The sequence below is a fragment of the Empedobacter falsenii genome (genome assembly GCF_013488205.1).
Classification (GTDB): Bacteria; Bacteroidota; Bacteroidia; order Flavobacteriales; family Weeksellaceae; genus Empedobacter; species Empedobacter falsenii_C.
Map to the genome: position 1 here is coordinate 133,945 of NZ_CP040908.1, position 26,709 is coordinate 160,653.

Genomic DNA, 26,709 nt, shown 5'->3' on the forward strand with positions numbered 1-26,709 from the left:
ACAATTTGCCATGCAAAAGCAAGATTTACATTATATTATCGAAGTCAAAAATTTATCAATTTCTTTTGGAGATAAACAAGTTCTGAATAACATCAATTTCAAAGTAGAACAAGGTGATACATTAGGAATTGTTGGAGAATCTGGCTCTGGAAAGTCGTTAACTTCTTTGGCGATTATGGGTTTATTGTCTCCTAATGCGACAATTCATCCCGAAAGTGAAATTCTTTTTCGTCAAGATGATAAAATGATAGATTTGCTTAAACTTTCTCCTAAAGAACTGGAAGAAATAAGAGGAAATGAAATCGGAATGATTTTTCAAGAACCGATGACTTCTCTAAATCCAAGTTTGCGTTGCGGAGAACAAGTGGAGGAAGCGATTCGTTTACATCAAAATTTATCGAAAGAAGAAGCTAAAAAGAAAGTTCTTCATCTTTTTGAACAAGTTAAATTACCAAATCCCGAACGTATTTATAAAGCTTATCCGCACGAATTATCTGGTGGACAAAAGCAACGTGTAATGATTGCAATGGCGATTTCTTGCGAGCCGAAATTATTGATTGCCGATGAACCTACAACTGCTTTGGACGTTACAGTACAAAAAGCGACGTTAGATTTATTGAAAGAATTACAAGAAAAAAATAACATGAGTATGTTGTTTATTTCTCACGATTTGGGCGTGATTGCTAATGTTTGTGAAGAAGTTTTGGTGATGTTTCGTGGTGATGTTGTGGAACAAGGAAATGTAGAAACAATTTTTAATCATCCGAAAGAAAATTATACAAAAGGATTAATTGCTTGTCGACCTCGATTGGATGAACGTGCAAAACGTTTACCTACGGTAAACGTTTTCTTAGAAAATCCAAATTTCGAAACTGAGATCTATACAGAAGAAGAACGCGAAACTTTTCACGAAAAAATTTATGCAAATCCTCCAATTTTAGAGGTTAAGAATTTGAAGAAATACTTCTATCCTTCGACTTTATTTGGAAATGCAACAATCCCGAATGTAAAAGCTGTAGATGATATTTCGTTCAAAGTTTATCCGGGTGAAACAATGGGTTTAGTTGGCGAGTCGGGTTCTGGAAAAACAACCTTGAGTAGAACGGTTTTGTTATTAGAAAAACCAACTGCTGGCGAAATATATTATAATGGTATAGATATTACGAAACTGAAAAAAGAGGAAATTCGTAAATTAAGAAGAGAAATTCAGATTATTTTCCAAGATCCATATTCAAGTTTGAATCCTCGACAAACCGTTGCGCAAATTATTACGGAGCCAATGCAAGTACATAAAATTGGTCAGAATAAATCTGAACGATTACAAACGGCTTCATCTCTTTTACAAAAAGTAGGTTTATCAGATCAAGATTTGAACAAATATCCGCACGAATTTTCTGGTGGGCAACGTCAACGTATCGGGATTGCTCGTGCTTTGGCTTTAAATCCTAAATTTATCATTTGTGATGAATCTGTTTCTGCGTTGGATGTTTCTGTTCAGGCACAAGTTTTGAATTTATTAAATGATTTGAAAACCGAATTTGGTTTTACCTATATATTTATCTCGCACGATTTGGCTGTTGTAAAATATATGAGTGATCAATTATTGGTGATGCAACATGGAGAAATGAAAGAATTGGACGATGCAGACAAGGTTTATGCGCATCCGACAACAAACTATACCAAAGAATTGATAGAAGCGATTCCAAAGCTATAAAAGGAATCTGTATAAAAGCAAAAAGCGTTTGAAGTTTATTTCCTCAAACGCTTTTTTATTGATCGCAATAAATCAATATAAACTAAACTATTTCAAAATAAAAAAAGCATCCAAATCTGAATGCTTTTTTGTAGTCCCTAGGGGAATCGAACCCCTCTTTCTAGAATGAAAATCTAGTGTCCTAACCGATAGACGAAGGGACCTCCTTTCGTATTATTGTGGTGCAAAAATAAACGTTTATTTTTTATTACCAAACAATTTTCGAAAATTTTATACTATTTTTTTTAATCAAGTCAAATTGTAGTCCCTAGGGGAATCGAACCCCTCTTTCTAGAATGAAAATCTAGTGTCCTAACCGATAGACGAAGGGACCACTTAATATGAATTAATTAATTCGAATATTCTTTATTTTGAATGAACGTCATTTTGTGTTGGGAGTTGTAGAAAAGTCGATGTATAATTCTAATAATTTGAACCAAGTTGAATTATACAGCGACATTTTCATTCCCGATTAATCATCTAAACATTATGATTAACCTTTACAAACAAAACACAAAAAACAATTTCCTTTACACAGTATTCTACTGGTTGTTTAAAAAATCAACAACTATGAACAAGGAAAAAAAAGATTGCAATAATGCAATCCATCTATTAATTTGTAGTCCCTAGGGGAATCGAACCCCTCTTTCTAGAATGAAAATCTAGTGTCCTAACCGATAGACGAAGGGACCACTTTTATTTTATTAAGCTAATCCCGCAATATGTTTCGCTAACTTTGATTTTAAGTTTGAAGCTTTATTCTTGTGAATAATGTTTCTTTTTGCTAACTTATCAATCATTGAAGAAACTTTTGGAAAAACTGTTTCTGCTTCATTTTTATCAGATTCAGATCTTAAAGCTTTAATAGCTGTACGAGCTGATTTGTGATAATATTTATTACGATCGCGTCTTACCGCTGATTGTCTAATTCTTTTTAATGCTGACTTATGATTTGCCATAACTTAAATCTCTTTCTATTTTAGTTCGGCAAAGATATAAACAAATATTTTATCTCGCCAAATTAATTTAATAATTTTCTAAAACACTTTTATGTAGCCCATAGGAGAATCGAACTCCTGTTTCCAGGATGAAAACCTGATGTCCTAACCACTAGACGAATGGGCCGCATGACGGCTTAACCACTTGTTGTGAAAAGCGAGTGCAAATGTAGAACTATTTTTTGAACTTCCAAATTTATTTAAAAGTTTTTTTGAATAGATTTTTGTTAAAAAATGTTAAGGAAGTTAATATTTTGTCAAAACATCTCTTATATATAATGAGTTATATTTTTAACAATTACTTTAGCGGTGCTATTAAAATTTATACAAACGAATACTCAATATATGAAAGCATCGATATTAGGTGTAGCTGCAGTGGTTTGCACGATGTTTATAACATCATGTTCATCTTTAACCCCAGTTAGTGAAGCTACAGAATATTCTTCGAGAAGTTTCGTACCGAAACCAAGAGCTATTGAAGCTCAAGCTAAAATAATCAATAAACATGCCAATTTAGATGTTACACCAATAGAAATTAACGATGAAGCGAAATCTATGGTTGTGTTAAACAGCGTTTTAGAAGAAACGAATGAATTGTTTGCAGGATTTTTATTAAAAGAAGCAGAAACGTATATTGGTACACCTTACCGATACGGAGGCACAACAAGAAGTGGTATTGATTGTTCTGCCTTTGTTAGAAACGTTTTCGAGACTTTCAATAAAAATTTACCTCGTGTATCTGCAGATCAGGCAAGAGAAGGTTTTACAGTTAGTACAGACGAAGCAAAAGAAGGAGATTTGGTTTTCTTTGCAACAAGAGGTCGCGGTAGAGTTTCGCACGTAGGAATTGTTCATGGAAGAAATAAAGATGGAGTTTTAGAATTTATTCATTCATCTACTTCTCAGGGCGTTATGGTATCTTCTTTAAATGATAGATATTGGGGACCAAAATTCTTATACGTAAAAAGAATATTATAATAATAGTATAATTTCATTATCATATAAAAAAGCATCAAGATTACTTGATGCTTTTTTTTGTCTTGTTTTTTATTTTCGATGTTCTCGTAAAATCATCACAAACAATACAATTAATGGAACAATCATTCCTAAAATATAATACATATTGATTTGTAAAATCGTTGGATAAAATAATATTGCAGATAATAATCCCACAATTGCGCCACCTAAATGCGCTGAATGTCCGATGTTCCCTAAATTAGTTTTCATTCCATAAACTGAATATCCTAAATATAATATTCCGAAAATCCAAGCTGGAATTGGTAAAGCAAAAAATAATCTTAACTCCATTTCAGGAAAAGCTGCAATTGCAGCAAACAAAATTCCTGTTACTCCACCTGAAGCTCCTACTGCCGAATAAAAAGTTTCTTTCTTATGAATTAACAACGATAATAGATTTCCGCCAATAACCGCTGCTAAAAAAACTAAAAGAAACATTCCGTAACCTACATTTAGTTTAGCATTCGAAAAGTCGCCTAATAAAAATCCTTCTGGACTCGCAAAAAATCCGATAACAGGATTTGCAAAAAAGTAAAGAGTTAACATATTGAATAACAAATGAGTGAAATCAACATGTAAAAATCCTGAACTTAAAATTCTATAGTATTCCTTATTATATAATATCGACCCAACTTGGAATTTATATTTTTCAAAAAAAGCTAAATCGTTAAAACCTTTCCAACTTACCAAAACATTCAATCCAATGACGGCTAATGCTACAATAGAGATGTCTCCCATTATTCTTCTATATTTTCTTCTTCATTATTATTCTCCTCAATCGCATCAAAAAGCGTCGGTTGCGGTTCCTCTTCTGGCTCTTCCTCTTCTTCTGGTTCTTCGAACGGAAGCGGTTCCAAGACATTAATTTGTTTTAATTTATACGTTGTCAACTGATTTCCTTGTGCTTTAATTCCTTTAACAGTAATAAATTCTTCTAAATTTATCACTTCTGGTTCTTTTTCTAAACCTTTTACTTTCGGGAAAATCAACTCAATAACTGGTAAATAATCTGTCGAAACAACTTTTATTGATGACTTACCATCTTCTAACGTATAAAAAGCTTGTAGAGAAAATGTATCTTCTAAAAGGAAACGTTTCACGAAATAACGATCTTTCTCCGCATCATAATACACGCAAGAAATCGGTTTTGCAGGTTTCCATTTCTCGATAATTTCTAAATCTTCGTCAAAACGATTACTCAAATCAAACGAAACCAATTTCGCTTCACCTTTTTTATTAATCGTTAAAATTTTATCATCACCTTTGAAAGAACCTAATAAAAGTCCCAATCCATCGGCATTAAGACGTTTTGTATCCGTATCAAACCAAATTTGACGAGGTGCCAAAGTCGAAACTCCTTCTTCTTTTAATTCTACTTTTTTGATTGGATATTTTGTTACTAAATTACCTTTTGATGCACGACCTTTAATCGCTAAATCAGCAAAATTAATATCAAATTTTAACTTCTTGATTCGTTGATGAGTTTTCAAAATAATTGACACAACTTCCGCTTCACCATTTGGATTCGCTGAAAAATACAACACTTCCGAACCTTTGTTACCAGCCGTTAAATCGTATTCTTTGTCTCGCGTAATTCCTGTAACAGCAAAACGTTTTTGATAAGCCGGACCATTTTTACCATCGCGATAAATCAAGTTATAAATAGTACGTTTATCGTTTTTATGCCAAATTCCGACATGAATAATTCCTTTTCCAACAAACGTTTTTGCGTCAACTTTTGTCACAATCATCGAACCATCATGTTTGAAAACCACAATATCATCAATATCAGAACATTCGAATAAATATTCGTCTTTTTTCAATGAAGTTCCGATGAAACCTTCGTTTCTATCCACATAAAAACGTGTATTTGCAACGGCAACTTTAGTCGCATCAATCGTGTCAAACGTTCTAATTTCTGTTTTACGTTCTTTTCCTTTTCCGTATTTTGTTTTTAGATTTTTGAAATAATCAATCGCGTAATCAATCAAATTTGCTAAATGATGTTTTACATTTTCGATTTTATCTTCTAACGATTCAATAAATTGTTGCGCTTTATCTAAATCAAATTTAGAAATACGCTTGATTCTAATTTCTGTTAAACGTGTAATATCTTCTTCCGTAACTGTACGAACTAAATGTGCAATATGCGGTTTTAATCCTTTATCAATTGCAGAAATTACGCCTTCCCATGTTTCTTCTTCTTCAATATCGTGATAAATTCTATTCTCGATAAAAATTCTTTCCAACGAAGAAAAATGCCATTGTTCCTGCAATTCATCTAACTCAATTTCTAATTCTTTTTTCAACAATTCAACTGTATTGTTTGTATTGTGAATTAAAATTTCAGAAACTGTTAAAAATTCAGGTGTTTGTTCATTAATCACACAGGCATTTGGCGAAACAGAAATCTCACAATCCGTGAATGCATACAATGCGTCAATCGTTTTATCTGGGCTACTTCCCGGAACAAGATGAATTAAAATCTCAACTTCAGCTGCTGTATTATCTTCAATCTTTTTGATCTTGATTTTACCTTTATCATTAGCTTTCAAAACCGAATCAATCAAAGATCCTGTCGTTGTTCCGTACGGAATTTCCGTAATTTTTAACGTTGTTTTATCTTCTTGTAAAATCTTTGCACGAATACGCACTTTACCTCCACGCAATCCATCATTATAGTCAGAAACATCAACCAAACCAGATGTTAAAAAATCTGGGAAGATTTGAAATTTCTTTCCTTTCAGATGTAAAATTGACGCATCAATTAACTCATTGAAATTGTGCGGTAAAATCTTTGTTGACAAACCAACTGCAATTCCTTCCACTCCTTGTGCCAAAAGCAAAGGAAATTTGATCGGAAGATCGATTGGTTCTTTATTACGACCATCATAAGACGGTTGCCATTTTGTAGTTTTTGGATTATAGACAACTTCTAACGCAAATTTAGTCAATCGAGCTTCGATATAACGCGACGCAGCCGCTCGGTCACCAGTGTAGATATTTCCCCAGTTTCCTTGCATATCGATCAACAATTCTTTTTGACCAATTTGAACCATTGCATCAGAAATCGCCATATCACCATGTGGGTGATATTTCATCGTATTTCCTACAATGTTCGCAACTTTGTTATATCGTCCGTCTTCCAACTCGCGCATTGAATGTAAAATTCTACGCTGAACTGGTTTCAAACCATCGTAAATAGATGGAATTGCTCGTTCTAAAATTACATAAGAGGCATAATCAAGAAACCATTCTTGGTACATACCAGAAACCTTCTTGATGCTCTCTTGATTGTCTTGCATCATGTTAAATAGCTACTTCTACATTGTTTTTGATCATACAATTAGACTCTACAATTTTGTCTAATTCAGTCAAAATAATATTAATATTTCGATTAGAAATGAATGCTAAACGAAATTTGACTTTTGTTAAATTGGTAGGATTCTTTTTACTGTTAATATAAAAGACAACGTTCTTTGAAAGAATTCCTTTCTGAAAATCGTATTTGATCAATTTATATTTCGGTAAATCGATTTTGTTTGTTTTTGAATCTAAGAAGGATAAAAATCCTACATTCTTCGTTTCAAAAGTTATGGTTTCACCTTTTGTGTCGATTGCAAAAAATTGATTTCCACTTTTATAGCTTACATAAATAAGTAATGCTATAAAAATTGCGACAACATAAGGTGGTATTATGTGATACTTGTAAGGTAAAATACCGGTATACATAATAAGGTTTAGAATGATTAAAATAACGATGGTGAGATTCAGTATTTTGAACAACTGAATGACCTTTTTATTATTTTTCTTCATAATTGATAGGTGTTTTTAGGTTAGGATTGGTTTGGTTTTTATTTAATTTTTAATAGATTCTATGGCTAAGTTGTTAATAATAAATTCTTGTCTAGTTGGTGTATTTTTTCCCATGTAAAATTCTAAAAGACTTTCGATAGTTTGATCTTTTCCAATCATTACAGGCTCTAAACGAATATCTTTTCCGATAAAATGCTTGAACTCGTCTGGCGAAATTTCACCTAATCCTTTGAATCGTGTAATTTCAGGATTTTTAACTTCTTCCAACGCTTTTATACGTTCAGGCTCAGAATAACAATAACGTGTTTCCTTTTTATTTCTCACACGAAAAAGTGGCGTTTGCAAAATATACAAATGACCTTCTTTGATTAATTCTGGGAAAAATTGTAAGAAAAATGTAATAATCAACAAACGAATATGCATTCCATCGACGTCAGCATCAGTTGCAATTACAACATTATTGTAACGTAAATCTTCTAATCCTTCTTCGATATTTAGCGCCGCTTGCAAAAGATTGAATTCTTCGTTTTCGTAAACGATTTTCTTTGTCAAACCATATGAATTCAACGGCTTTCCTCTCAAACTAAACACCGCTTGCGTTTCTACACTTCTACTTTTGGTAATCGATCCACTTGCCGAATCTCCCTCGGTAATAAAAATAGTTGTATCTAAACGTAATTCCGCTTTTGGATCGTTATAATGTTGACGACAATCGCGCAATTTCTTGTTATGTAAACTAACTTTTTTCGCTCGATCACGCGCTAATTTTCGAATTCCAGAAAGTTCTTTTCGTTCCGTTTCCGATTGTTTAATTTTACGTTCTAATGCTTGCGCAACTTCTGTATTTTTGTGTAAAAAGTTGTCAAGATTTGTTTTGATAAAATCATTAACAAACGTACGAACCGTTGTCATTCCTGGTCCAATCTCATTCGACCCAAGTTTAGTTTTGGTTTGTGATTCAAAAACGGGTTCAATTACTTTGATCGAGATTGCTCCAATAATTGATTTCCTAATATCCGCAGGATCGTAATTTTTGTTATAAAATTCGCGAACCGTTTTCACAACCGCTTCTTTGAAAGCTGTTAAATGCGTTCCTCCTTGCGTTGTATTTTGTCCATTCACAAAAGAATAATACGTTTCCGAATATGATTTCGAGCTATGCGTCATCGCAATTTCGATATCTTCTCCTTTCAAATGGATGATATCATAAATTGTTTCTTCCTCGATATTATCTTTCAATAAATCTTTCAAACCATCTTTAGAAAAGAATTCTTCTCCATTAAAAATAATTTTCAATCCTGGATTTAAGTAAACATAGTTTTTCAACATTTTATCTACATATTCTTTTCTGAATTTGAAATTCAAGAAAATCGTTTTGTCTGGGATAAATGTAATTTTAGTTCCTTTTCGCAAAGATGTTTCTTTTTCATCTTCTTGATTGGCTAAAATTCCTTGTTCAAACTCTGCAATACGTGTTTTTCCATCTCGAATAGATTGCACTCGAAATGATGTTGACAACGCATTTACTGCCTTTGTACCAACCCCATTCAACCCAACCGATTTTTTGAAGGCTTGTGAATCATATTTTCCTCCTGTATTCATCTTAGAAACGGCGTCAACCATCTTTCCAAGCGGAATTCCACGACCATAATCACGAACCGTTACCTCATCTTCGCGCAGATTAATTTCGATTGTTTTCCCTGCACCCATCACAAATTCATCGATACAGTTATCCACAATCTCCTTCAACAAAATATAAATCCCATCATCTTGAGACGAACCATCTCCCAGCTTCCCAATATACATCCCAGGTCGCATACGAATATGTTCGCGCCAATCAAGGGTTTTGATATTGTCTTCCGTATAATTTACTTGTTGATCTAATTCTGACATTTGAGTTGTTGAGTGTTAAACGAGTTTTACAAAAATAAGAAAAAATTTCCTAAAAATATTAAGGTTTATTGTTTTGATTTTGAGCAAAAACGACCTAATTTACCAATATGATAAAATCTAAACTACCCAATGTTTCGACAACCATTTTTTCGGTGATGAGTCAATTGGCAAATGAACATCAAGCGATTAATTTGGCACAAGGCTTTCCTGACTTTAATGCAGATTCTGAATTAATTAGTCGTTTAAATTATTATTCAACACAAAATTACAATCAGTACGCGCCAATGACTGGCGTCGAAAAATTGCGTGTATTACTTTCAGAAAAATATTCTAATCTTTATCAATCTGATTACGATTTTCAGAATGAAATTAACATTACAAGCGGCGCAAGTCAAGCTATTTTTAATGTTATTTCTACATTAATTCATCCAAATGATGAAGTAATTATTTTTGAACCTGCTTACGATTTATATCAACCAGCGGTTGAATTATTTGGAGGAAAAATTGTTCCAATTCTGCTAAAATATCCTGAATATTCAATCGATTTTGAAGAATTGAAGCAAAAAATCAATGATAAAACGAAATTAATTATCGTTAATAATCCGAACAATCCAACAGGAAAAATTTTATCCGAAAATGATTTGAAACAATTTGAACAAATCCTAAAAGATTCGAATTGTTATTTACTTGCAGATGAAGTTTATGAGCATATTACATTTGATGGAAAATCGCATCAAAGTTTCGCAAAATTGAAATCGGTAAAAGACAAAGTGTTTATTATTGGTTCTTTCGGAAAATTATTTCACATTACAGGCTGGAAAATCGGTTACATTTTAGCCGAAAAAGAATTGATGAAAGAGTTTAGAAAATGTCATCAATTTAATACGTTTTCTACTCATACGCCATCACAATATGCAATTGCAGATTATTTAGAAAATCCAGATCATTACTTGCATTTAAATGATTTTTTTCAACAAAAAAGAGATTTATTTGTTAAAGGTTTAGCTTTAACAAATTTTGAAGTTTTACCTTGCGAAGGGACTTATTTTGTAAGTGCAAATTATGCTAAAATAAGTGATTTATCTGATGAAGAATTTGTAAAACAGTTAACCATCAAAAATAAAGTTGCAACTATTCCAATTTCGGCATTTTACCATCATAAAACAGATAACAAAGTCATCCGATTTTGTTTCGCTAAAAAGGATGAAACACTTTTAATGGCTTTAGAAAATTTGAAAAGTTTGTAGAAAAATAAACGAGCTCTATTTCTAAAGCTCGTTTTTACAATTTTATTATTTTACAATTTTTCTTGAAATAACATTATCTCCAGAATAGAAATTAACGATATAAATTCCTTTTGGTAAAGCGGAAATATTTGCCTCTGACTCATCAACCTCTCTAACAAGATTACCTGACATATCAAATATTTTAATTTTTTTGACATCGTTTATTCCTGAAACTTTAACCAATCCATTATCTTGATAAACAGAAATAGTTGATTTATTAAGATCAGAAGTTGATAATTTTTCTTGCGTGACTTTTACATCATCTAAACCAATGTATAAAATATCTGTACATTTATAATGTCTGAATACCAATTGAACATCTTGTCCAGCATATTTTGAAATATCCACATTAACTGTCTTAGCAACATCAAAATATCCAGCATCTAATGTTTCTTCAAAAGCTGCTGTTTCTGTACCAGTAAAAGTTGAATTTGCAGGAATTACATAAACCGCGTAATGTTCTTCAAAAAAACCTTCTTCATTATCTGCAGCAGAAACCTTAAAAGTCAATTCTGTTTTGTTTCCTTCAGGAATTTTAAAAACTGGACTTGTTAATGTATTATCAGGTGTTAAAGCCTCAAAAAACCATGACCAAGACCAAGCAAAAGAACCACTAAAAGAAGGAGTTTCAGCTTCTGCAGCATCTACAAACTCCCAAGTATCTTCGTCTCCATCTAATTCTCCAATCGTCCACAATGCTTGTCTTTCTGGGGTATCAAAGTTTTCTTCAAAAACGACTGTTTGTGCAAAAAGTTGAGGAGTCAAAAATAGACATCCTATAAAGAATAAATTTTTAATCATATGTGTTAATTTTTATAAAAAATAAATCTATAAAAAAAGGTTGATAAAACTAATTTATCAACCTTTTTTTATCAATACTTTGAATTTAATTCATTTTACAACTCATTTTATTATATATTCTTTAAATATTTATGTCACAATTATAAATAGGCTATTCATTTTAATGAAACAAAAAGCTCAATCTTTCGATTGAGCTTTTTATATAGATATAATTTAAATCTTAAACATTAAACAAGAAATGCATAATGTCACCATCTTGTACGATGTATGCTTTTCCTTCTACGTTCAATTTTCCTGCTTCACGACATTTAGATTCAGATCCGTAAGTAATAAAATCTTCAAATTTAATAACCTCTGCACGAATAAATCCTTTCTCGAAATCAGTGTGAATAACTCCTGCCGCTTGTGGTCCTGTAGAACCTTTTCTGATTGTCCAAGCACGAACTTCTTTTACACCTGCTGTGAAATATGTTTCTAAATCTAACAATGTGTAAGCAGAACGAATCAAACGATTAACACCTGGCTCTTCTAATCCTAATTCTTCTAAGAAAATTTGACGCTCATCAAACGTTTCTAATTCATTGATGTCAGCTTCAATTTGTGCCGCTAAAATCAACACTTCTGCGTGTTCATCTTTTACAGCTTCTTTTACTTTTTCTACCCACTCGTTTCCGTCTTTTGCAGCAGATTCATCTACATTACATAAGTACAAAACTGGTTTAGAAGTAATTAATTGTAACGAATCCACAATTTCTTGCTCTTTTTCGTCCAAATCCATTTCACGAACATTTTTCAACTCTTCTAAATGAGCGATTACAGCTGTTAAAACTTCTACAACTTTTTGTTCGTCTTTATTTCCCGCTTTTGCTGCTTTTTTAGATTTATCGATACGTTTTGTAACGGTATCCAAATCTTTCAATTGCAACTCAATATCAATTGTTTCTTTATCACGTAATGGATTAATAGAACCATCAACGTGTGTAATATTTTCGTTTTCGAAACAACGTAAAACGTGAATAATTGCATTACACTCGCGGATATTTCCTAAAAATTGATTTCCTAAACCTTCTCCCTTACTTGCTCCTTTTACCAAACCAGCAATATCTACAATTTCTACAACCGCAGGCACAACGCGCTCTGGATTTACAATTGCTTCTAACTGATTTAGACGAGTATCTGGTACAGAAACTGTTCCTACATTTGGTTCAATTGTACAGAAAGGATAATTCGCCGATTGCGCTTTTGCATTCGACAAACAGTTAAATAAAGTAGATTTACCAACATTAGGCAATCCAACAATTCCACATTTCATATATGTTGTCTCTTTTTTTAATGATTGAATATTAGAAAGATGTTCTAATAATTTTGTGCAAAGATAATGATTTCCATTAAATTTATTTAACCGAAGAAACTCTGTTCAATTTTATGTTTAATACATTTCCAGAATATGATTTCATTTCACCATAAAAACAATCGCAAGTCGCATTATAAGCCAAATCATAATAATTAGAAGTTTTATCAAGATTTATCTTTCTGAATTTGAGTTGAGGAAATTTAAACACAATAGAATCTGTCACATCTTTTTCATAACCATCCTGAAAATCAAATTCTATTTTCAATTTTGATTTATTTCTCGAAACATCCATAATCGCATCACTTTTCGACAAAGGAACTTCTACCACTTTCGATTTATAATCCAAAAAATCTTGTTTCCATTTTCCTTCAATTGTTTTTATGTTATTGGATGCGCAACTTGTGAGAAATAGCAAAAAGATAAATCCTAAAAAATGTTTCATAAGTGTTAATTTTTTATTGAAAATACAATTATTTATTTACATTTACTTAAATACTTATTACAATGAAATTAAAAGCCTTAATCGTAAGTTTTATGATTGCTTTCGCAGGAATCGTAAACGCGCAAACAGCAACAGAAATATTAACTAAAGCTCAAAACCAAGCGAAAGTTGAAAATAAAAATGTCTTTTTAATTTTTCATGCTTCGTGGTGCGGATGGTGTAAAAAGATGGAAAAAAATATGGACGATCCAGCTGTGAAACCATATTTTGATGCGAATTATGTCAAAACATTTATTACTGTACAAGAACGTGCAGAAAAGAAAAATTTAGAAACGCCAGGAGGAGATGCTATCAATGAGAAATTAGGTGGAAAAGATCAAGGTTTACCTTTTTGGGTAATTTTAAATTCGACTGGAAAAGTTCTAGAAGATTCTCGCGTAAATGGAGAAAATCTTGGAGGCCCAGCTTCTGAAGAAGAAGTAAATCATTTGATTACAAAACTTGAAAAAACAACGAAAAACGATAAAGTTGATCCAGAAAAAATCAAAGAAGTTTTTATCTTGAAAAAGAAATAATTCATAAAAAATCCGCTCAATGAGCGGATTTTTTATTGCGTTAAAACATGAAAAGCTTCTTCCAAGTTTTTATATTGTCCTTTAAACTCTTCTATCGGTTGATCTGCCACAATTTTACCTTTATTCAACAAGATTACACGTGAACAAAGCGCTTCTACTTCTTGCATAATATGCGTTGAAAGTATCACCGTTTTTTCTTTTCCAATCTCTTTAATTACTTCTCTAATTTCGATAATCTGATTTGGATCTAAACCATTTGTAGGTTCATCTAAAATCAAAATTTCTGGACTCGAGATAATCGCTTGCGCCAATCCGACACGTTGTTTATATCCTTTTGATAATTGATGAATTTTCTTATGTTTTTCTGGTGATAAACCTACTTTTTCGATGACTTCATCAATTTTAGATTTAGGCACATTTCGAATATTTGTGACAAATTCCAAATACTCTTTTACATACATATCCATGTACAATGGATTATTTTCTTGCAAAAATCCAATCAACTTTTTCGATTCAATTGGTTGCGTCGAAACATTAAAATCATTCACAGAAATTTCACCAGAATCTGCATTAATTGCATTGGTAATACTTTTCATCAAAGTCGATTTCCCTGCTCCATTTGGTCCAAGTAAACCAACAACTTCGCCATTATTTATAGAAAACGAAACTTTGTCTAAAGCCACTTGTTCACCGTATTTTTTTACTAAATCTGTAATGATTATTCCCATTTGATGAAAAATTTTCGATAAAATTAGCAAAAAAGATTTGGATAACTGAAAAATTATTTTTTAGATTTGTAGAACAATTAGAAAAACGAAATGGCAACATTCAATTATTTTAACGCATTCTTTTTTTACTTTTTTGGGTATTATCCAGGAGAGCAGGGACTGCGTTGTCAAAATTGATTGTTAACATTCATAATAAGATAATATAAAGTCCCGCAATTTGTGGGACTTTTTTTGTGGAAAAAAATGAAAGAAAGAGTTGCAATACAAGGTTACATTGGTTCATATCATCACGAAGCTGCCAATAATTATTTAGGAAATGACATCAAAATTGTAGAATGCGACACATTCAAAACTTTAGCAAAGTCACTTGCAAAGGGAAAAGTTGACAAAGCAATCATGGCAATTGAAAACACAATTGCTGGAGCAATTTTACCAAACTATGCGTTGCTAACGAAATACAATTTGAAAGTTGTTGGAGAAATTTATTTATCAATCCAACATCAATTGATGGTCAAAAAAGGACAAATTTTAGAGGACATAAAAGAAGTTCGTTCGCATCAAATGGCCTTATTGCAATGTGATAAGTTCCTTGAAAAACATCCGGCTTGGCGAGTGGTAAATGATATAGATACAGCATTAACCGCAAAAGATATTGTTGAACAAGAGTTGAATGGCGTCGCTGCAATTGCTTCGAGAAAAGCAGCAGAAGTTTATGGATTGGACATTTTAGCGTCAAGCATTCAAACATTTCAGGATAATTTTACTCGCTTTTTTGTATTGCAACGCGAACACAATGATTACGAAGATTTCAACAAAGTTTCGATGCGATTTTCAGTTCCACATAAATCAGGCGCTTTGGTTGATGTATTGAATCAAATTGCGGAATGCAGAATTAACATGGATAAAATTCAATCTGTTCCGATTATTGAAAAACCTTGGGAATACTCTTTTCACATAGATATTACCTTCGAGCAAAAAGAACAATATTATGAATTGCTTGGGAAAATTGCACGAAAATTAACTGATTTAGAAATATTAGGCGAATATAAACCGGGAAAAAAATGATAGCAGAAGCCCAACGATTACAGAGTGTTCAGGAATACTATTTCTCTAAAAAATTACAAGAAATAGCGAACATGAAAACAGATATTCCAATTATTTCACTCGGAATTGGAAGTCCGGATTTACAACCTCATCCGGAAGTGGTAGAGGAATTAATCAAACGTTCACAAAGTGGAATAAATGGTTATCAAAGTTATCGTGGAATTCCGGAAATGCGAGAAGCAATGGCTATTTTTTACAAAAATAAATTTGGAGTAGAAGTCAATGCAGCGACAGAAGTTTTGCCGTTAATGGGTTCTAAAGAAGGAATTATGCACATCTCGATGGCTTTTTTGAATGAAGGAGATAAAGTTTTGATTCCGAATCCTGGTTACCCTACCTATACATCTGTAACAGAACTGGTTCAGGCAGAACCTTTGTTCTATGATTTAAAGGATGAAAACGATTGGCTTCCTGATTTTGAACAATTAGAAAAGCTGGCTGAACAAAAACCAAAAATAATGTGGATAAATTATCCACATATGCCAACCGGAGCAAAAGCACCGAAAGATGTTCTTAGAAAATTAGTCACATTTGCAACTCGTCATAATATTTTAATTGTAAATGATAATCCATACAGTTTCATCTTAAATGATGACCCTACAAGTATATTAGCAATTGAAGGCGCCAAAGAAGTTTGTATCGAACTGAATTCTTTGAGCAAAACATTTAATATTGCAGGTTGGCGAATAGGAATGGTAATAGGAAAAGAACAATTCATTAATTCCATTCTGAAAATAAAATCGAACATGGATTCGGGAATGAATTTTGCCATACAAAAAGCTGCTACGAAAGCACTTTTGGCAGATGATTCTTGGTACAACGAATTAACAAAAGTCTATCTTGAACGAAGAAAAATAATTTGGGAAATAGCAGATATCATAAAAGTGAACTATAATCCGAATGCAGCAGGAATGTTTATTTGGGCAAAACTTCCGGAAGGAAAAGACGATAAAGAGTTTATAGATGATATTTTATACAACAAAAAAATATTTATCACTCCCGGAAGTATATTCGGAAGCAACGGTGAAGGATTTATTCGATTCTCACTTTGCGCAGATGTTGAGAAGTTAATTGAAGTCAAAAAAAGATTAGAAGCATGAAAACAATTTCAATCATCGGATTAGGACTAATCGGAGGTTCGTTTGCTTTAGCTTTAAAAAAAGTTGGTATTGCTGAAAAAATCATCGGTGTTGATAAAAATGTTCAACATCAAATAGAAGCAATCGAATTGGGAATTGTGGATGAAGTTGCCGAATTGGATAAAGCGCTTTCTCAATCGGATTTAGTTGTACTCGCTATTCCTATTAACTCCATTCAGAACGTTTTGCCTGAGATTTTAGATCAAATTAATGATAAAACAATCGTGATGGATATGGGGTCGACAAAAGCGGGCATTTGTAAGAAAGTTTTGAATCATCCCAAAAGAAAGCAATTTGTAGCAACGCACCCCATTGCAGGAACTGAAAACTCTGGTCCGAAAGCCGCTTTTCCTGAGTTGTTCTTAAACAAAGTGGCCATTTTATGTGATGTTGAGGAAAGCGAAAAAGAAGCCGTAAAAAAAGTGAGAAAGATGTATCAGTCACTTTGGATGAATGTCAAAACAATGACTTCAGAGGCTCATGATGCTCATATTGCGTATGTTTCTCACCTTTCTCATATTACATCTTTTGCTTTAGGACAAACGGTTTTAGAGGAAGAAAAAAATGAAGAAGCTATTTTTGATATGGCTGGTTCCGGTTTCGAATCGACAGTGCGTTTAGCAAAAAGTTCACCGGAGATGTGGACGCCTATCCTGATTCAAAACCGTGAAAATTTACTCGATGCGATTGATGCTTATCAAACACAAATTTCCAAAATCAGGAAAATGATTGAAGAAAAAAATACGGAAGACATTCATCAATATCTAAAAAATACAAACGACATACGTCGAATATTAAATAAATAAGTAATAAATAATTTACTCTCAAATAAAATAAATATTAAACCTTAAATTTGTAAGCGTTATGGAAAATAATAACTGGATTAAAGAATACGATAAACCAATGATCATCGCTGGACCTTGTAGTGCAGAAAGTGAAAAACAAATGATGACAATTGCCGAAGATTTGGACAAAGATTATGTGCAGGTATTTCGTGCAGGTATTTGGAAACCTCGTACAAAACCAAATTGTTTTGAAGGAGTTGGAGCAATCGGATTAAACTGGTTGAAAAAAGTAAAAGACGAATTCGGAATGAAAATTGCGACTGAAATTGCCAATGCAAATCATGCAAAATTAGCATTGGAATATGATGTTGACGTTCTATGGATTGGAGCTCGTTCTACAGTAAACCCTTTTACAGTACAGGAAATTGCAGAAGCTCTACGCGGTACAGACAAAACTGTTTTGGTTAAAAACCCTGTAAATCCAGATTTAGATTTATGGATTGGTGCTTTGGAACGTTTAGAAGGTCAAGGAATTAAAAATTTAGGTGCTATTCACCGTGGTTTCTCAACCTACAAAAAAACAAAATACCGTAATAATCCACAATGGCAAATCGCTTTAGATTTCAAAAATAAATTGCCTAATGTTCCTATTATTTGTGACCCGTCACATATTTGTGGTAACAGAACCGGTTTATTTGATGTCGCGCAGCAAGCCTTCAACTTCGAGTACAATGGATTAATGATTGAAACTCATAACAATCCTGACGAAGCATGGTCCGATGCAGCTCAACAAATTACACCGGCACGTTTATTGGAAATTTTGAAAGATTTAGAAATTCGTGTTTCTGATGATCCAGATGCAATTTACAAAACTGGAATTCAAAATTTACGTCATCAAATTGATGAATTAGATAATTCTATTTTAGATGCAATTGCTCAACGTATGAAAGTTGCAAACTCTATTGGAGAATTGAAAAAAGAACATAATGTGGCAGTTTTTCAGCCAGATCGTTGGAAACAAATCAAAGATAATTCTGTAAAAGCAGGAGTTTCTTTAGGTTTATCTGAGGATTTTGTTGACAAATTATTGCAAGCAATTCACCAAGAATCTGTTGCGCAACAAAACCAAATTATGGTAAAAAAAGAAGAAAAAATTTAAACAATATTGAAAGGAATTGTCATAAAATCTACTGGTAGTTGGTATCATCTTCTTACGGAAGATGGTACAACTTATCAGGCAAGAATTAGAGGGAAATTTAGAATAGCCAATATCAAACATACCAACCCAATTGCTGTTGGAGACGAGGTTGAGTTTGAGATTGACAAAGATGATATTGCAGTCATTACAAAAATTCATAATCGCAAAAATTATATCATTCGAAAATCTGTTAATCTATCCAAAAAAACGCACATTATTGCATCTAACATTGACGTTGCTTTTTTGGTTGTAACGCTTTCTAATCCCAAAACTTCGTTTGGTTTTATTGACCGTTTTTTGATTACTGCTGAGGCTTATCATATTCCAGTTGTGATTTTATTCAACAAAATGGATTCGTACACGGAAGATGAAATGGCTGAGTTAGAAATTTATAAATCAATTTACAATTCTATCGGTTACGAAAGTCTTGATATTTCTGCTGAAACAGGACTAAATTTAGACCTTGTAAAAGATCGAATGAAAGATAAAGTGAGTTTGGTTTCGGGACATTCTGGAGTTGGAAAATCAACGTTATTGAATACTTTAAATCCTGATTTAAACCTAAAAACGCACGAAGTTTCTGATTTTAATAGCAAAGGACAACATACCACAACTTTTGCACAGATGTACGAATGGCCTTTTGGAGGTTTCATTATCGATACGCCTGGAATTAAGGAATTTGGTTTGGTTCATATCGACAAAACCGAATTACAAGGTTATTTTCCTGAAATTTTAGAATTGAAACACAATTGTAAATTTGATAATTGTATTCATGTTAACGAGCCAAAATGTGCTGTGCGTGATGCAGTAGAAAATGGAGAAATCGCAGTTTCTCGCTACGAAAATTATCTCACTTTTTTAGAAGAAGATATTTATACCGAAAAATAATAAAAAAGCCGTTTCTTATGAAATGGCTTTTTTATTTTCTCAAATTACGGTTTCACGTAAAAATAATTCAATTTCTAATTTTATTTTTGTTAAAATTAATTGAATGAGCAATTTATCCGTACAAATCGCTTTAGATTTTGTGGAATGTACAAAGGAGCAAAAAGAAAGATTTTTGTTGCATTTAGAAGATTTAAATTGGAAACCATTAAATCCAAATAAATTGTGGATTGCTGAATTTGATAATTCTGAAAATAAAGAAAATAAACTAAAAAATATAGAACAAGAAATCATCAAAGCAAAAGAAATATCAAAGCTCTATGAGTTAGATTATGCGATAATTGCAGATGAGGAAATCTATTTTAACCAACTAACTTAAACATTAAGCGATTGCTTTCTAAACTTAAATTACAACAAGCGTTATTGCACATTTAATAGATGGGTTTTAACGCTTTTTTATTTGTTAATAATTTCTTAAATTCAAATCGATTTTAAATCAATAAAACTAGAATTATGCGAGTAATTTTACAGCGTGTGCAACATGCTTCTGTAAAGGTAGATGGAGAAATAACTGGGAAAATAGAAAATGGAATTTTAGCTTTGGTTGGCTTTGAGCCTGATGATACAAGGGAAGATTTTGAATGGATTTCGAAAAAAATAATTCAACTCAGAATTTTCAATGATGAAAATGATGTGATGAATTTGGATGTACAACAAACTGATGGAGATATTTTGGTTGTTTCTCAGTTTACGTTACATGCGTCAACGAAAAAAGGAAATCGTCCGTCATATATCAAAGCGTCGAAACCAGATCTAGCAAACGAACAATATGAAACATTTTTGAACGTTTTAGAGTCAAATTTCAAACCTGTGCAAAGAGGAATTTTTGGTGCAGATATGAAAGTCGAATTGTTGAATGATGGTCCAGTAACCATTTTTATCGATTCAAAGAATAAAGAATAACTTGATTAATATTGATATTGAATGAAACAAACTCTACTTTTTTCAACTTTTTTGATTAGTTCATTTTCTTTTGCGCAAAACTATGCGGTCGATCAAATTCCAGCCGATTTGATAAAAGATGCTTATGCTGTTGTGCGAAAAAATGAAGAAAAAATAGAACTTCTAAAAGTTGATGAATTAAAATACACGGAAGACGTTGTCGTAACGGTTTTGAGTAAAGCGGGCGATAATTATGTTGGTGCGCAAGCGAATTATGATCCAAACACGAAAATTGACTTATTCGAGGCAACTTTGTATGATGTAAACGGAAAGGAAATTAAAAAATTCAAAACCAAAGATTTTGGTGACCAAAGCCATGTAAGTAGTGGACAAATGTACACGGATGATCGCATCAAATATTTGAATTATACTCCAACAAATTATCCTTATACAATTCAGTATAAAATTTCTGTAACAAGCAAAAATACCATTGGAATTCCAAGGTGGTTTCCAATTAAGGCACAAAACTTATCGATTGAAAAATCTACTTATACTTTTATAAATAAAACAAATTCTATTATTCGTTTAAAAGAAAATAATTTTAACGGATTTAACATTCAAAAAACAGGAGATAACAATAATTTAAACTATACATTTAATCATATTCCTGCTTTTAATGAAGAAGATCAAATGGTTTCTTTGCGAAAAATTTTTCCACATGCAATTTTAGCATCAAATCAAATTAGTATTGATGGTGTTAAAGGAGATTTTGATAATTGGAATGATTATGGAAAATGGTTATTCAACAACTTAGTTGTAGGAAAACAAGATTTTACTCCTACTCAAAAATTAGCGTTCCAAAATATGGTAAAAGATGCAAAATCTGACGAAGAAAAAGTTCAGATTTTGTACAAACATTTGCAAAATAAAGTTCGATATATTGGCGTACAACTAGGAATTGGTGGACTTTCTCCTTTTCCCGCTTCTTATGTCGAAAGCAAAAGTTATGGTGATTGTAAAGCATTAACTAATTATACTATGTCAATGTTAGATGCTGTTGGTATTAAATCATATTACACTGAAGTACATTCAGGTCGGTCTCCTCAAGATATGACTGAAGATATGATGTATTTACAAGGTGATCACGTTATCTTGTATGTTCCTTTAAAAGGAAAAGATATTTGGTTAGAAACAACAAGCCAAACAACCCCATTCAATTATTTAGGTAATTTTACTGCAAATAGAAAAGTAATAATTGTTGATGAAAAAGGTGGAAAAATTATTCCTTCGCAACAATTCAAAACTGAAGATAATCAATTATTCGTCAATGGAAATGCAACACTTTTAGCAGATGGAACATTAAATTTTAATTTTTCTGAAACTTCAAAAGGATTGATTTACGAGAATTTTGCAAGATTTAATCAATTAAGCGAGAAAGATCTTGATGTTCGTCTAAAAAATCGTTTTTCTTATTTGCAAGGAATATCATTCAAAAAGAAAGAATTCAATAATGATTGGAAAAATGCTGTTTTTACTTCAAATTTCGAGTTTTCAGCACCAAATTATGCTAAAATACAAGGAAATAATATCATTCTGAATATTATTCCAGTGAATAAAGAAGAGACCTCTGTCAAAAAAATGAAAGATAGAAAGTTTGATTTCAACATCGAGACAGGATATGTTGACGAAGTTTTCTATACATTGACGCTTCCTTCTGGCTATAAATTGCCACAAAAATTTGATGCAATTACCGTGAAATCTGCTTTTGGAGAATATCAATTAGAAATTAATCCGAAAGAAAATAATACATTCGAAATCAAACGAATTTACAAACAATTTTCTGGAACTTTTTCAAAAGAAAAATACAACGAATATGTCGAATTTCGTAGACAAATAGCGGGATATGACAATACAAAACTACTTTTAGAAAAACTATAATACTAATATGAAAACACTATTTACAATTGTTGCGACAGTTGCAACTGTTTCGAGTTTTGCACAAGATGTAAAATTTGGAAAACTCTCAAAACAAGATTTCGAGAAAACAAAAAGTACAATTCAAGCTGATGCTCCTGCTGAAGTTTTATATGCTGATGGAAATTATAAAGTTAGTTTTAATACCAATCAAGGAGGTATTGAGCAAACAAAGAAAGTTTTTTATAGGATAATTGTTTTTGATAAAGATAAAACACCAGATGATGTTTTGAAAGTTGAAATTCCATTACGAAAAAACTCAGGGTCTGATCAAGATAAATTAATTACCTTAAAAGCGGTTACCTACAACCTTGAAAATGGGAAAATTATTGAACAAAAAGTCGAGAAAAAAGATATTTTCTTAGATAAAGTTCATCGTTTTATGGATAAACAAACGTTTACTTTTTCTAATGTAAAAAATGGATCAATCTTAGAATATACATACGAAATTATTTCTCCATTTTACGGAAATACTGATACGTGGTATTTTCAACAATCTATTCCTGTAGTTGCGAGTAATTTTACGATGCAAAATCAAGAATATTTTAATTATCAACAAGATTTGAGAGGTGGTTTTGCTCCGAAATTAACAAAAAATACGAAGAAAGAAACTTTTACTGCAAAACAAGGGGGCTTTAATGTCAATGAATTTCATCATACAAAAATGTCTATGTCTTCTCATGAATTAACTATCAATACTCAAACCTATTCATTAACTAATTTACCTTCCTATTCTCGTGAAGCTTATGTACTTAATCCGAGAAATATGTTAGCAAGTGTTCAATTTGAGTTAGCTTCTTTTGTTGCTCCTGGTAGTACTTCAGAAAATTTTTCTACAACATGGGAACGTATTGGAAAAGATTTGATGGATCATGAAGAGTTTGGTCGACAATTAAATGGAAATAACTTTTTAGATGAAACTGTAAATACTACAATTGCTGGAAAATCTACAAATATTGAAAAAGCTCAAGCAATTTTCGATTACGTAAAAAATAATATGGCTTGGAATGATTATTTAGGTCAATATACAGATAAAGGAATTCGAAAAGCATTTAACGAAAAATCAGGAAATTCAGCAGATATTAATCTTATGCTTACAGCTATGTTACGTAAAGCTGGATTAGACGCAAATCCAATTGTTTTGAGTACGTTGAAAAATGGTTTAATCAATTATTCGTTTCCTTCTCGTAGTAAATTGAATTATGTGATTGTTGGAACAACAATAGATAATGAGTTTTATTTAATGGATGCAACTGATAAAAATGCTCAAATCAATTTATTACCTATTCGAGCAATTAACGATCGTGGATTTATGGTAAATGACAAAGGAATCAAAGAAGTTCCTCTTCGTAATTCGGTGATGACCAATGATAAAATATCAATTACAGCTGATTTAAAAGCAGACGGAAAATTAACTGGAACTTTTTCTAATGTTCGTGATAATTATTTTTATATGTTTGACAAAAGTGAAATTGCAGATGATCCAAAAGCGTTCGAAAAAGAATTTGTAGAAGATTATAATTTTGAAATTTCTGATTTTAAAACACAAGATAACAAACAAAATGTAATTCGTCATCAATTCAAATTTGATGATATTAAAGTAGATGTGGCTGGAAATAAAATATTATTCAATCCATTTTTATTTGTTGCGAATACAAAACATAATTTAAATCTAGATCAACGTAATTATAACATTGAATTTGGAGCACCAACTACGAATACAAATACAGTTAAAATTAAGATTCCAGAAGGTTACAAAGTAGAATCTTTGCCTACAGAAAAGCAATTTACAATGCCCGATCAAGCTGGTGGTTATGCATATAAAGTAATTGAGAAAGATGGTTTTATTGTCGCTCAAGCTCAAAAAGTCATTCCATATAGTATTTTGCCTGCTCAATACTACAAACCATTGAAAGAATTTTTAACAAATATTATTAATGCAGAAAGTCAGCAAGTGATTTTGGTAAAACAATAAAAAATATTCTAAACTTCGAATAAAGCCAACTCCAAATACGAGTTGGCTTTTTATTTTTGTACCTTTAACTTTTAAAATTTAAAATAAGATGAGCCTTAAACAAGCACAAACAGACGTTGATAATTGGATCAAAGAACATGGTGTTCGTTATTTTAACGAGTTAACAAATATGGCACAATTAACTGAAGAAGTAGGAGAAGTTGCACGTATTATTGCACGTCGTTACGGTGAACAATCGGAGAAAGAATCAGACAAAAACAAAGATCTTGGCGAAGAATTGGCAGATGTTATTTTTGTAGCACTTTGTTTGGCAAATCAAACAGGTGTTGATTTAGAATCAGCTTTTTACAAAAAAATAGATTACAAAACAAAACGTGACCACGATCGTCATCAAAATAATGATAAATTAAAATAAATATGATTGAAATTTCTGCTCTAAAATCTCCGATAAATAATCAATTAGCCATCACAGGTTCTAAAAGCGAAAGCAATCGTTTGTTGTTATTAAGTCAATTATTTGAGAATGTTTTGACATTAGAAAATGTTTCAAATTCAGAAGATTCTCAATTAATGCAAAAAGCGTTAGCAAATAAAACTGATTTAGTTGATATTCACCATGCGGGAACTGCTATGCGATTTTTAACAGCTTATTTTTCTATTCAAGATGGACGAAAAATAACGTTAACAGGCTCTGAAAGAATGAAACAACGACCAATAAAAGTTTTGGTTGACGCCTTGAATGAGTTGGGTGCAGAAATTTCGTATCAAGAAAATGAAGGTTATCCACCTTTATCAATTGTTGGAAAAAAGATTACCAAAGATTCTATTACAATTCCTTCTAACATTAGTTCTCAATATATCTCAGCTTTATGTTTGATCGGAACAAAATTAGAAAATGGATTAACGATTAATTTGGACGGAAAAATTATTTCTGTTCCTTATATCCAAATGACAATTCAGTTGTTGAATAAAGTCGGAATTAATGCAATTTTCGAAGGAAATACAATCAAAATTCCTTTTACTGAAAACATCAAAGCTCAAACTTTACAAGTAGAATCAGATTGGAGTTCGGCTTCATACTATTATAGTTTGATTGCTTTATCACAAAATTCAGAAGTGAAGATTTCTACTTATTTCGAAGATTCTTTACAAGGAGATTCAGCTTTACAACATATTTATGCAGAAAATTTTGGTGTAATTTCAACTTTTGAAAATGGAGTTTTAACATTGAAAAATGACGAAAATTTCTCACCTAAATCTATCATTGAATTAAATTTAATCAACACTCCTGATATTGCGCAAACTATTTCGGCAACCTGTGTGGGATTGAAAGCAAAATGTCATTTAACTGGTTTAGAAACACTAAAAATTAAGGAAACCGATCGTTTGGTTGCACTTAAAAATGAGTTAGAAAAATTTGGAGCAATTATTACAATTACAAACGATTCTTTAACAATTGAGGGGTATAATAATTATACAGAAACGCCAACTTTAGCGACTTACAATGATCATAGAATGGCAATGTGTATGGCGCCTCTGGCTCAAATTTACCCAATTCGAATTGAGAATGAAATGGTTGTAGAAAAATCATATCCAATATTTTGGGAAGATTGGAAAAAACTTGGTTTTGAAATTAAATCTGTATAACAATTAAAAAGCCTCACAATAGTTATTGAAAGGCTTTTAAATCTATCAACTATTAACTACCTGTGAGTAGTTATTACCTTATGCAATATTGCGAAACTAAGATGATTTCCTTTAAGATAAATACAGGGATTTGTTCGTTAAGAATTCAAAAATATTAAGATGGTTAAAGCAGCTATTATAATTAAAATAGAAACGATAACGACGTCTTTATAATTGATTGTTTTCGATCCAAATCCAACTTTCTTTGATTTACTTATCTTTTTAGATTGCATCAGAAGGATTTTTTAGTTGATACAAATATAGATTATAAATTTAATTGATTAAGAAGTTTATAATTAAATAATTGTAAAAATTACAATATAATTATAAGGTAAATTATGACAAACAAAAAACCTCA

General features: G+C 31.7%; 24 protein-coding genes and 4 tRNA genes. 15 read left to right on the plus strand and 13 right to left on the minus strand.

Annotated elements, in window-relative coordinates; all coding sequences use genetic code 11:
* Positions 1-10 precede the first annotated feature (10 nt).
* Positions 11-1,714: an ABC transporter ATP-binding protein gene (locus FH779_RS00645; protein WP_180905691.1), complete on the plus strand. Its 1,704-nt coding sequence runs from the start codon at positions 11-13 to the stop codon at positions 1,712-1,714.
* A 131-nt stretch (positions 1,715-1,845) separates the two neighbouring features.
* Here FH779_RS00645 and FH779_RS00650 read toward each other — a convergent pair.
* From FH779_RS00650 to FH779_RS00670, 5 genes are all read right to left on the minus strand, one after another.
* Positions 1,846-1,917, minus strand: a tRNA-Glu gene (locus tag FH779_RS00650).
* Positions 1,918-2,015: 98 nt separating this feature from the next.
* Positions 2,016-2,087: transfer RNA gene (locus FH779_RS00655), tRNA-Glu, on the minus strand.
* A gap of 286 nt (positions 2,088-2,373) precedes the next feature.
* A tRNA-Glu gene (locus FH779_RS00660) sits at positions 2,374-2,445 on the minus strand.
* Between the two features lie 12 nt (positions 2,446-2,457).
* On the minus strand, positions 2,458-2,712 hold the full coding sequence (gene rpsT / locus FH779_RS00665) for a 30S ribosomal protein S20 (protein ID WP_038334974.1): 255 nt from the start codon (positions 2,710-2,712) through the stop codon (positions 2,458-2,460).
* A gap of 94 nt (positions 2,713-2,806) precedes the next feature.
* Positions 2,807-2,878: transfer RNA gene (locus tag FH779_RS00670), tRNA-Glu, on the minus strand.
* Positions 2,879-3,096: 218 nt separating this feature from the next.
* On the opposite strand from FH779_RS00670, the gene FH779_RS00675 reads away from it, so the two are divergent.
* Positions 3,097-3,729: a C40 family peptidase gene (locus FH779_RS00675; protein WP_038334971.1), complete on the plus strand. Its 633-nt coding sequence runs from the start codon at positions 3,097-3,099 to the stop codon at positions 3,727-3,729.
* Between the two features lie 69 nt (positions 3,730-3,798).
* On the opposite strand, the gene FH779_RS00680 is transcribed toward FH779_RS00675, so the two are convergent.
* Genes FH779_RS00680 through FH779_RS00695 form a run of 4 tightly spaced genes read right to left on the minus strand, consistent with a single transcriptional unit; the run spans position 3,799 to position 9,477 of the window.
* Positions 3,799-4,506: a rhomboid family intramembrane serine protease gene (locus tag FH779_RS00680; RefSeq protein ID WP_180905692.1), complete on the minus strand. Its 708-nt coding sequence runs from the start codon at positions 4,504-4,506 to the stop codon at positions 3,799-3,801.
* Positions 4,506-7,073 carry a DNA gyrase/topoisomerase IV subunit A gene (locus FH779_RS00685; protein WP_180906774.1) on the minus strand — a complete coding sequence of 856 codons (2,568 nt, stop codon included), beginning with the start codon at positions 7,071-7,073 and terminating at the stop codon, positions 4,506-4,508. Before FH779_RS00685 ends, FH779_RS00680 begins: the two co-directional genes overlap by 1 nt.
* A gap of 4 nt (positions 7,074-7,077) precedes the next feature.
* A complete protein-coding gene (locus tag FH779_RS00690) occupies positions 7,078-7,584 on the minus strand; it encodes a hypothetical protein (protein WP_180905693.1) in 507 nt (168 codons plus the stop codon).
* A gap of 42 nt (positions 7,585-7,626) precedes the next feature.
* Entirely contained in the window at positions 7,627-9,477 is a 1,851-nt protein-coding gene (locus FH779_RS00695; RefSeq protein ID WP_180905694.1) for a DNA topoisomerase IV subunit B, read from the minus strand.
* A 107-nt stretch (positions 9,478-9,584) separates the two neighbouring features.
* Between FH779_RS00695 and FH779_RS00700 the strand changes: the two genes are divergently transcribed.
* Positions 9,585-10,724 carry a methionine aminotransferase gene (locus tag FH779_RS00700; RefSeq protein WP_180905695.1) on the plus strand — a complete coding sequence of 380 codons (1,140 nt, stop codon included), beginning with the start codon at positions 9,585-9,587 and terminating at the stop codon, positions 10,722-10,724.
* A gap of 45 nt (positions 10,725-10,769) precedes the next feature.
* Here FH779_RS00700 and FH779_RS00705 read toward each other — a convergent pair whose 3' ends face one another.
* From FH779_RS00705 to FH779_RS00715, 3 genes are all read right to left on the minus strand, one after another.
* Positions 10,770-11,564, minus strand: coding sequence for a T9SS-dependent choice-of-anchor J family protein (locus FH779_RS00705; protein WP_180905696.1), 795 nt, complete (start codon positions 11,562-11,564; stop codon positions 10,770-10,772).
* Between the two features lie 220 nt (positions 11,565-11,784).
* Positions 11,785-12,876: a redox-regulated ATPase YchF gene (gene ychF, locus FH779_RS00710; protein WP_180905697.1), complete on the minus strand. Its 1,092-nt coding sequence runs from the start codon at positions 12,874-12,876 to the stop codon at positions 11,785-11,787.
* An 82-nt stretch (positions 12,877-12,958) separates the two neighbouring features.
* Positions 12,959-13,360: a hypothetical protein gene (locus tag FH779_RS00715; protein WP_180905698.1), complete on the minus strand. Its 402-nt coding sequence runs from the start codon at positions 13,358-13,360 to the stop codon at positions 12,959-12,961.
* A gap of 62 nt (positions 13,361-13,422) precedes the next feature.
* On the opposite strand from FH779_RS00715, the gene FH779_RS00720 reads away from it, so the two are divergent.
* Positions 13,423-13,935, plus strand: coding sequence for a thioredoxin family protein (locus FH779_RS00720; protein WP_180905699.1), 513 nt, complete (start codon positions 13,423-13,425; stop codon positions 13,933-13,935).
* 32 nt (positions 13,936-13,967) lie between these two features.
* Here the strand turns inward: FH779_RS00720 and FH779_RS00725 are convergent, their stop codons facing one another.
* Positions 13,968-14,663: an ABC transporter ATP-binding protein gene (locus FH779_RS00725; protein ID WP_125348933.1), complete on the minus strand. Its 696-nt coding sequence runs from the start codon at positions 14,661-14,663 to the stop codon at positions 13,968-13,970.
* Positions 14,664-14,906: 243 nt separating this feature from the next.
* Here FH779_RS00725 and FH779_RS00730 point away from each other — a divergent pair, with 243 nt between their 5' ends.
* From FH779_RS00730 to FH779_RS00780, 11 genes are all read left to right on the plus strand, one after another.
* The gene (locus FH779_RS00730) at positions 14,907-15,728 is read left to right on the plus strand and encodes a prephenate dehydratase (protein ID WP_180905700.1); all 822 of its coding nucleotides are present in this window, start codon (positions 14,907-14,909) and stop codon (positions 15,726-15,728) included.
* Positions 15,725-16,867 carry a pyridoxal phosphate-dependent aminotransferase gene (locus FH779_RS00735; protein ID WP_180905701.1) on the plus strand — a complete coding sequence of 381 codons (1,143 nt, stop codon included), beginning with the start codon at positions 15,725-15,727 and terminating at the stop codon, positions 16,865-16,867. The genes FH779_RS00730 and FH779_RS00735 overlap by 4 nt, the downstream gene beginning before the upstream one ends.
* Positions 16,864-17,712, plus strand: a complete 849-nt coding sequence (locus FH779_RS00740) for a prephenate dehydrogenase (protein ID WP_150431657.1) — start codon at positions 16,864-16,866, stop codon at positions 17,710-17,712. Before FH779_RS00735 ends, FH779_RS00740 begins: the two co-directional genes overlap by 4 nt.
* Before the next feature lie 58 nt (positions 17,713-17,770).
* Positions 17,771-18,850: a bifunctional 3-deoxy-7-phosphoheptulonate synthase/chorismate mutase type II gene (locus tag FH779_RS00745; protein ID WP_180905702.1), complete on the plus strand. Its 1,080-nt coding sequence runs from the start codon at positions 17,771-17,773 to the stop codon at positions 18,848-18,850.
* Between the two features lie 6 nt (positions 18,851-18,856).
* Positions 18,857-19,777: a ribosome small subunit-dependent GTPase A gene (gene rsgA, locus FH779_RS00750; RefSeq protein WP_180905703.1), complete on the plus strand. Its 921-nt coding sequence runs from the start codon at positions 18,857-18,859 to the stop codon at positions 19,775-19,777.
* A 103-nt stretch (positions 19,778-19,880) separates the two neighbouring features.
* Positions 19,881-20,153, plus strand: coding sequence for a hypothetical protein (locus FH779_RS00755; protein ID WP_180905704.1), 273 nt, complete (start codon positions 19,881-19,883; stop codon positions 20,151-20,153).
* Between the two features lie 134 nt (positions 20,154-20,287).
* Positions 20,288-20,737 carry a D-aminoacyl-tRNA deacylase gene (gene dtd / locus FH779_RS00760; RefSeq protein ID WP_180905705.1) on the plus strand — a complete coding sequence of 150 codons (450 nt, stop codon included), beginning with the start codon at positions 20,288-20,290 and terminating at the stop codon, positions 20,735-20,737.
* Positions 20,738-20,758: 21 nt separating this feature from the next.
* Positions 20,759-22,654: a DUF3857 domain-containing protein gene (locus FH779_RS00765; RefSeq protein WP_180905706.1), complete on the plus strand. Its 1,896-nt coding sequence runs from the start codon at positions 20,759-20,761 to the stop codon at positions 22,652-22,654.
* Between the two features lie 7 nt (positions 22,655-22,661).
* Positions 22,662-24,665 (plus strand): DUF3857 domain-containing protein, encoded by a 2,004-nt coding sequence (locus FH779_RS00770; protein WP_180905707.1) that lies wholly within the window; start codon positions 22,662-22,664, stop codon positions 24,663-24,665.
* A gap of 88 nt (positions 24,666-24,753) precedes the next feature.
* A complete protein-coding gene (locus tag FH779_RS00775) occupies positions 24,754-25,080 on the plus strand; it encodes a nucleotide pyrophosphohydrolase (protein WP_180905708.1) in 327 nt (108 codons plus the stop codon).
* A 2-nt stretch (positions 25,081-25,082) separates the two neighbouring features.
* Positions 25,083-26,312, plus strand: coding sequence for a 3-phosphoshikimate 1-carboxyvinyltransferase (locus tag FH779_RS00780; protein WP_180905709.1), 1,230 nt, complete (start codon positions 25,083-25,085; stop codon positions 26,310-26,312).
* Positions 26,313-26,709: the final 397 nt, after the last annotated feature.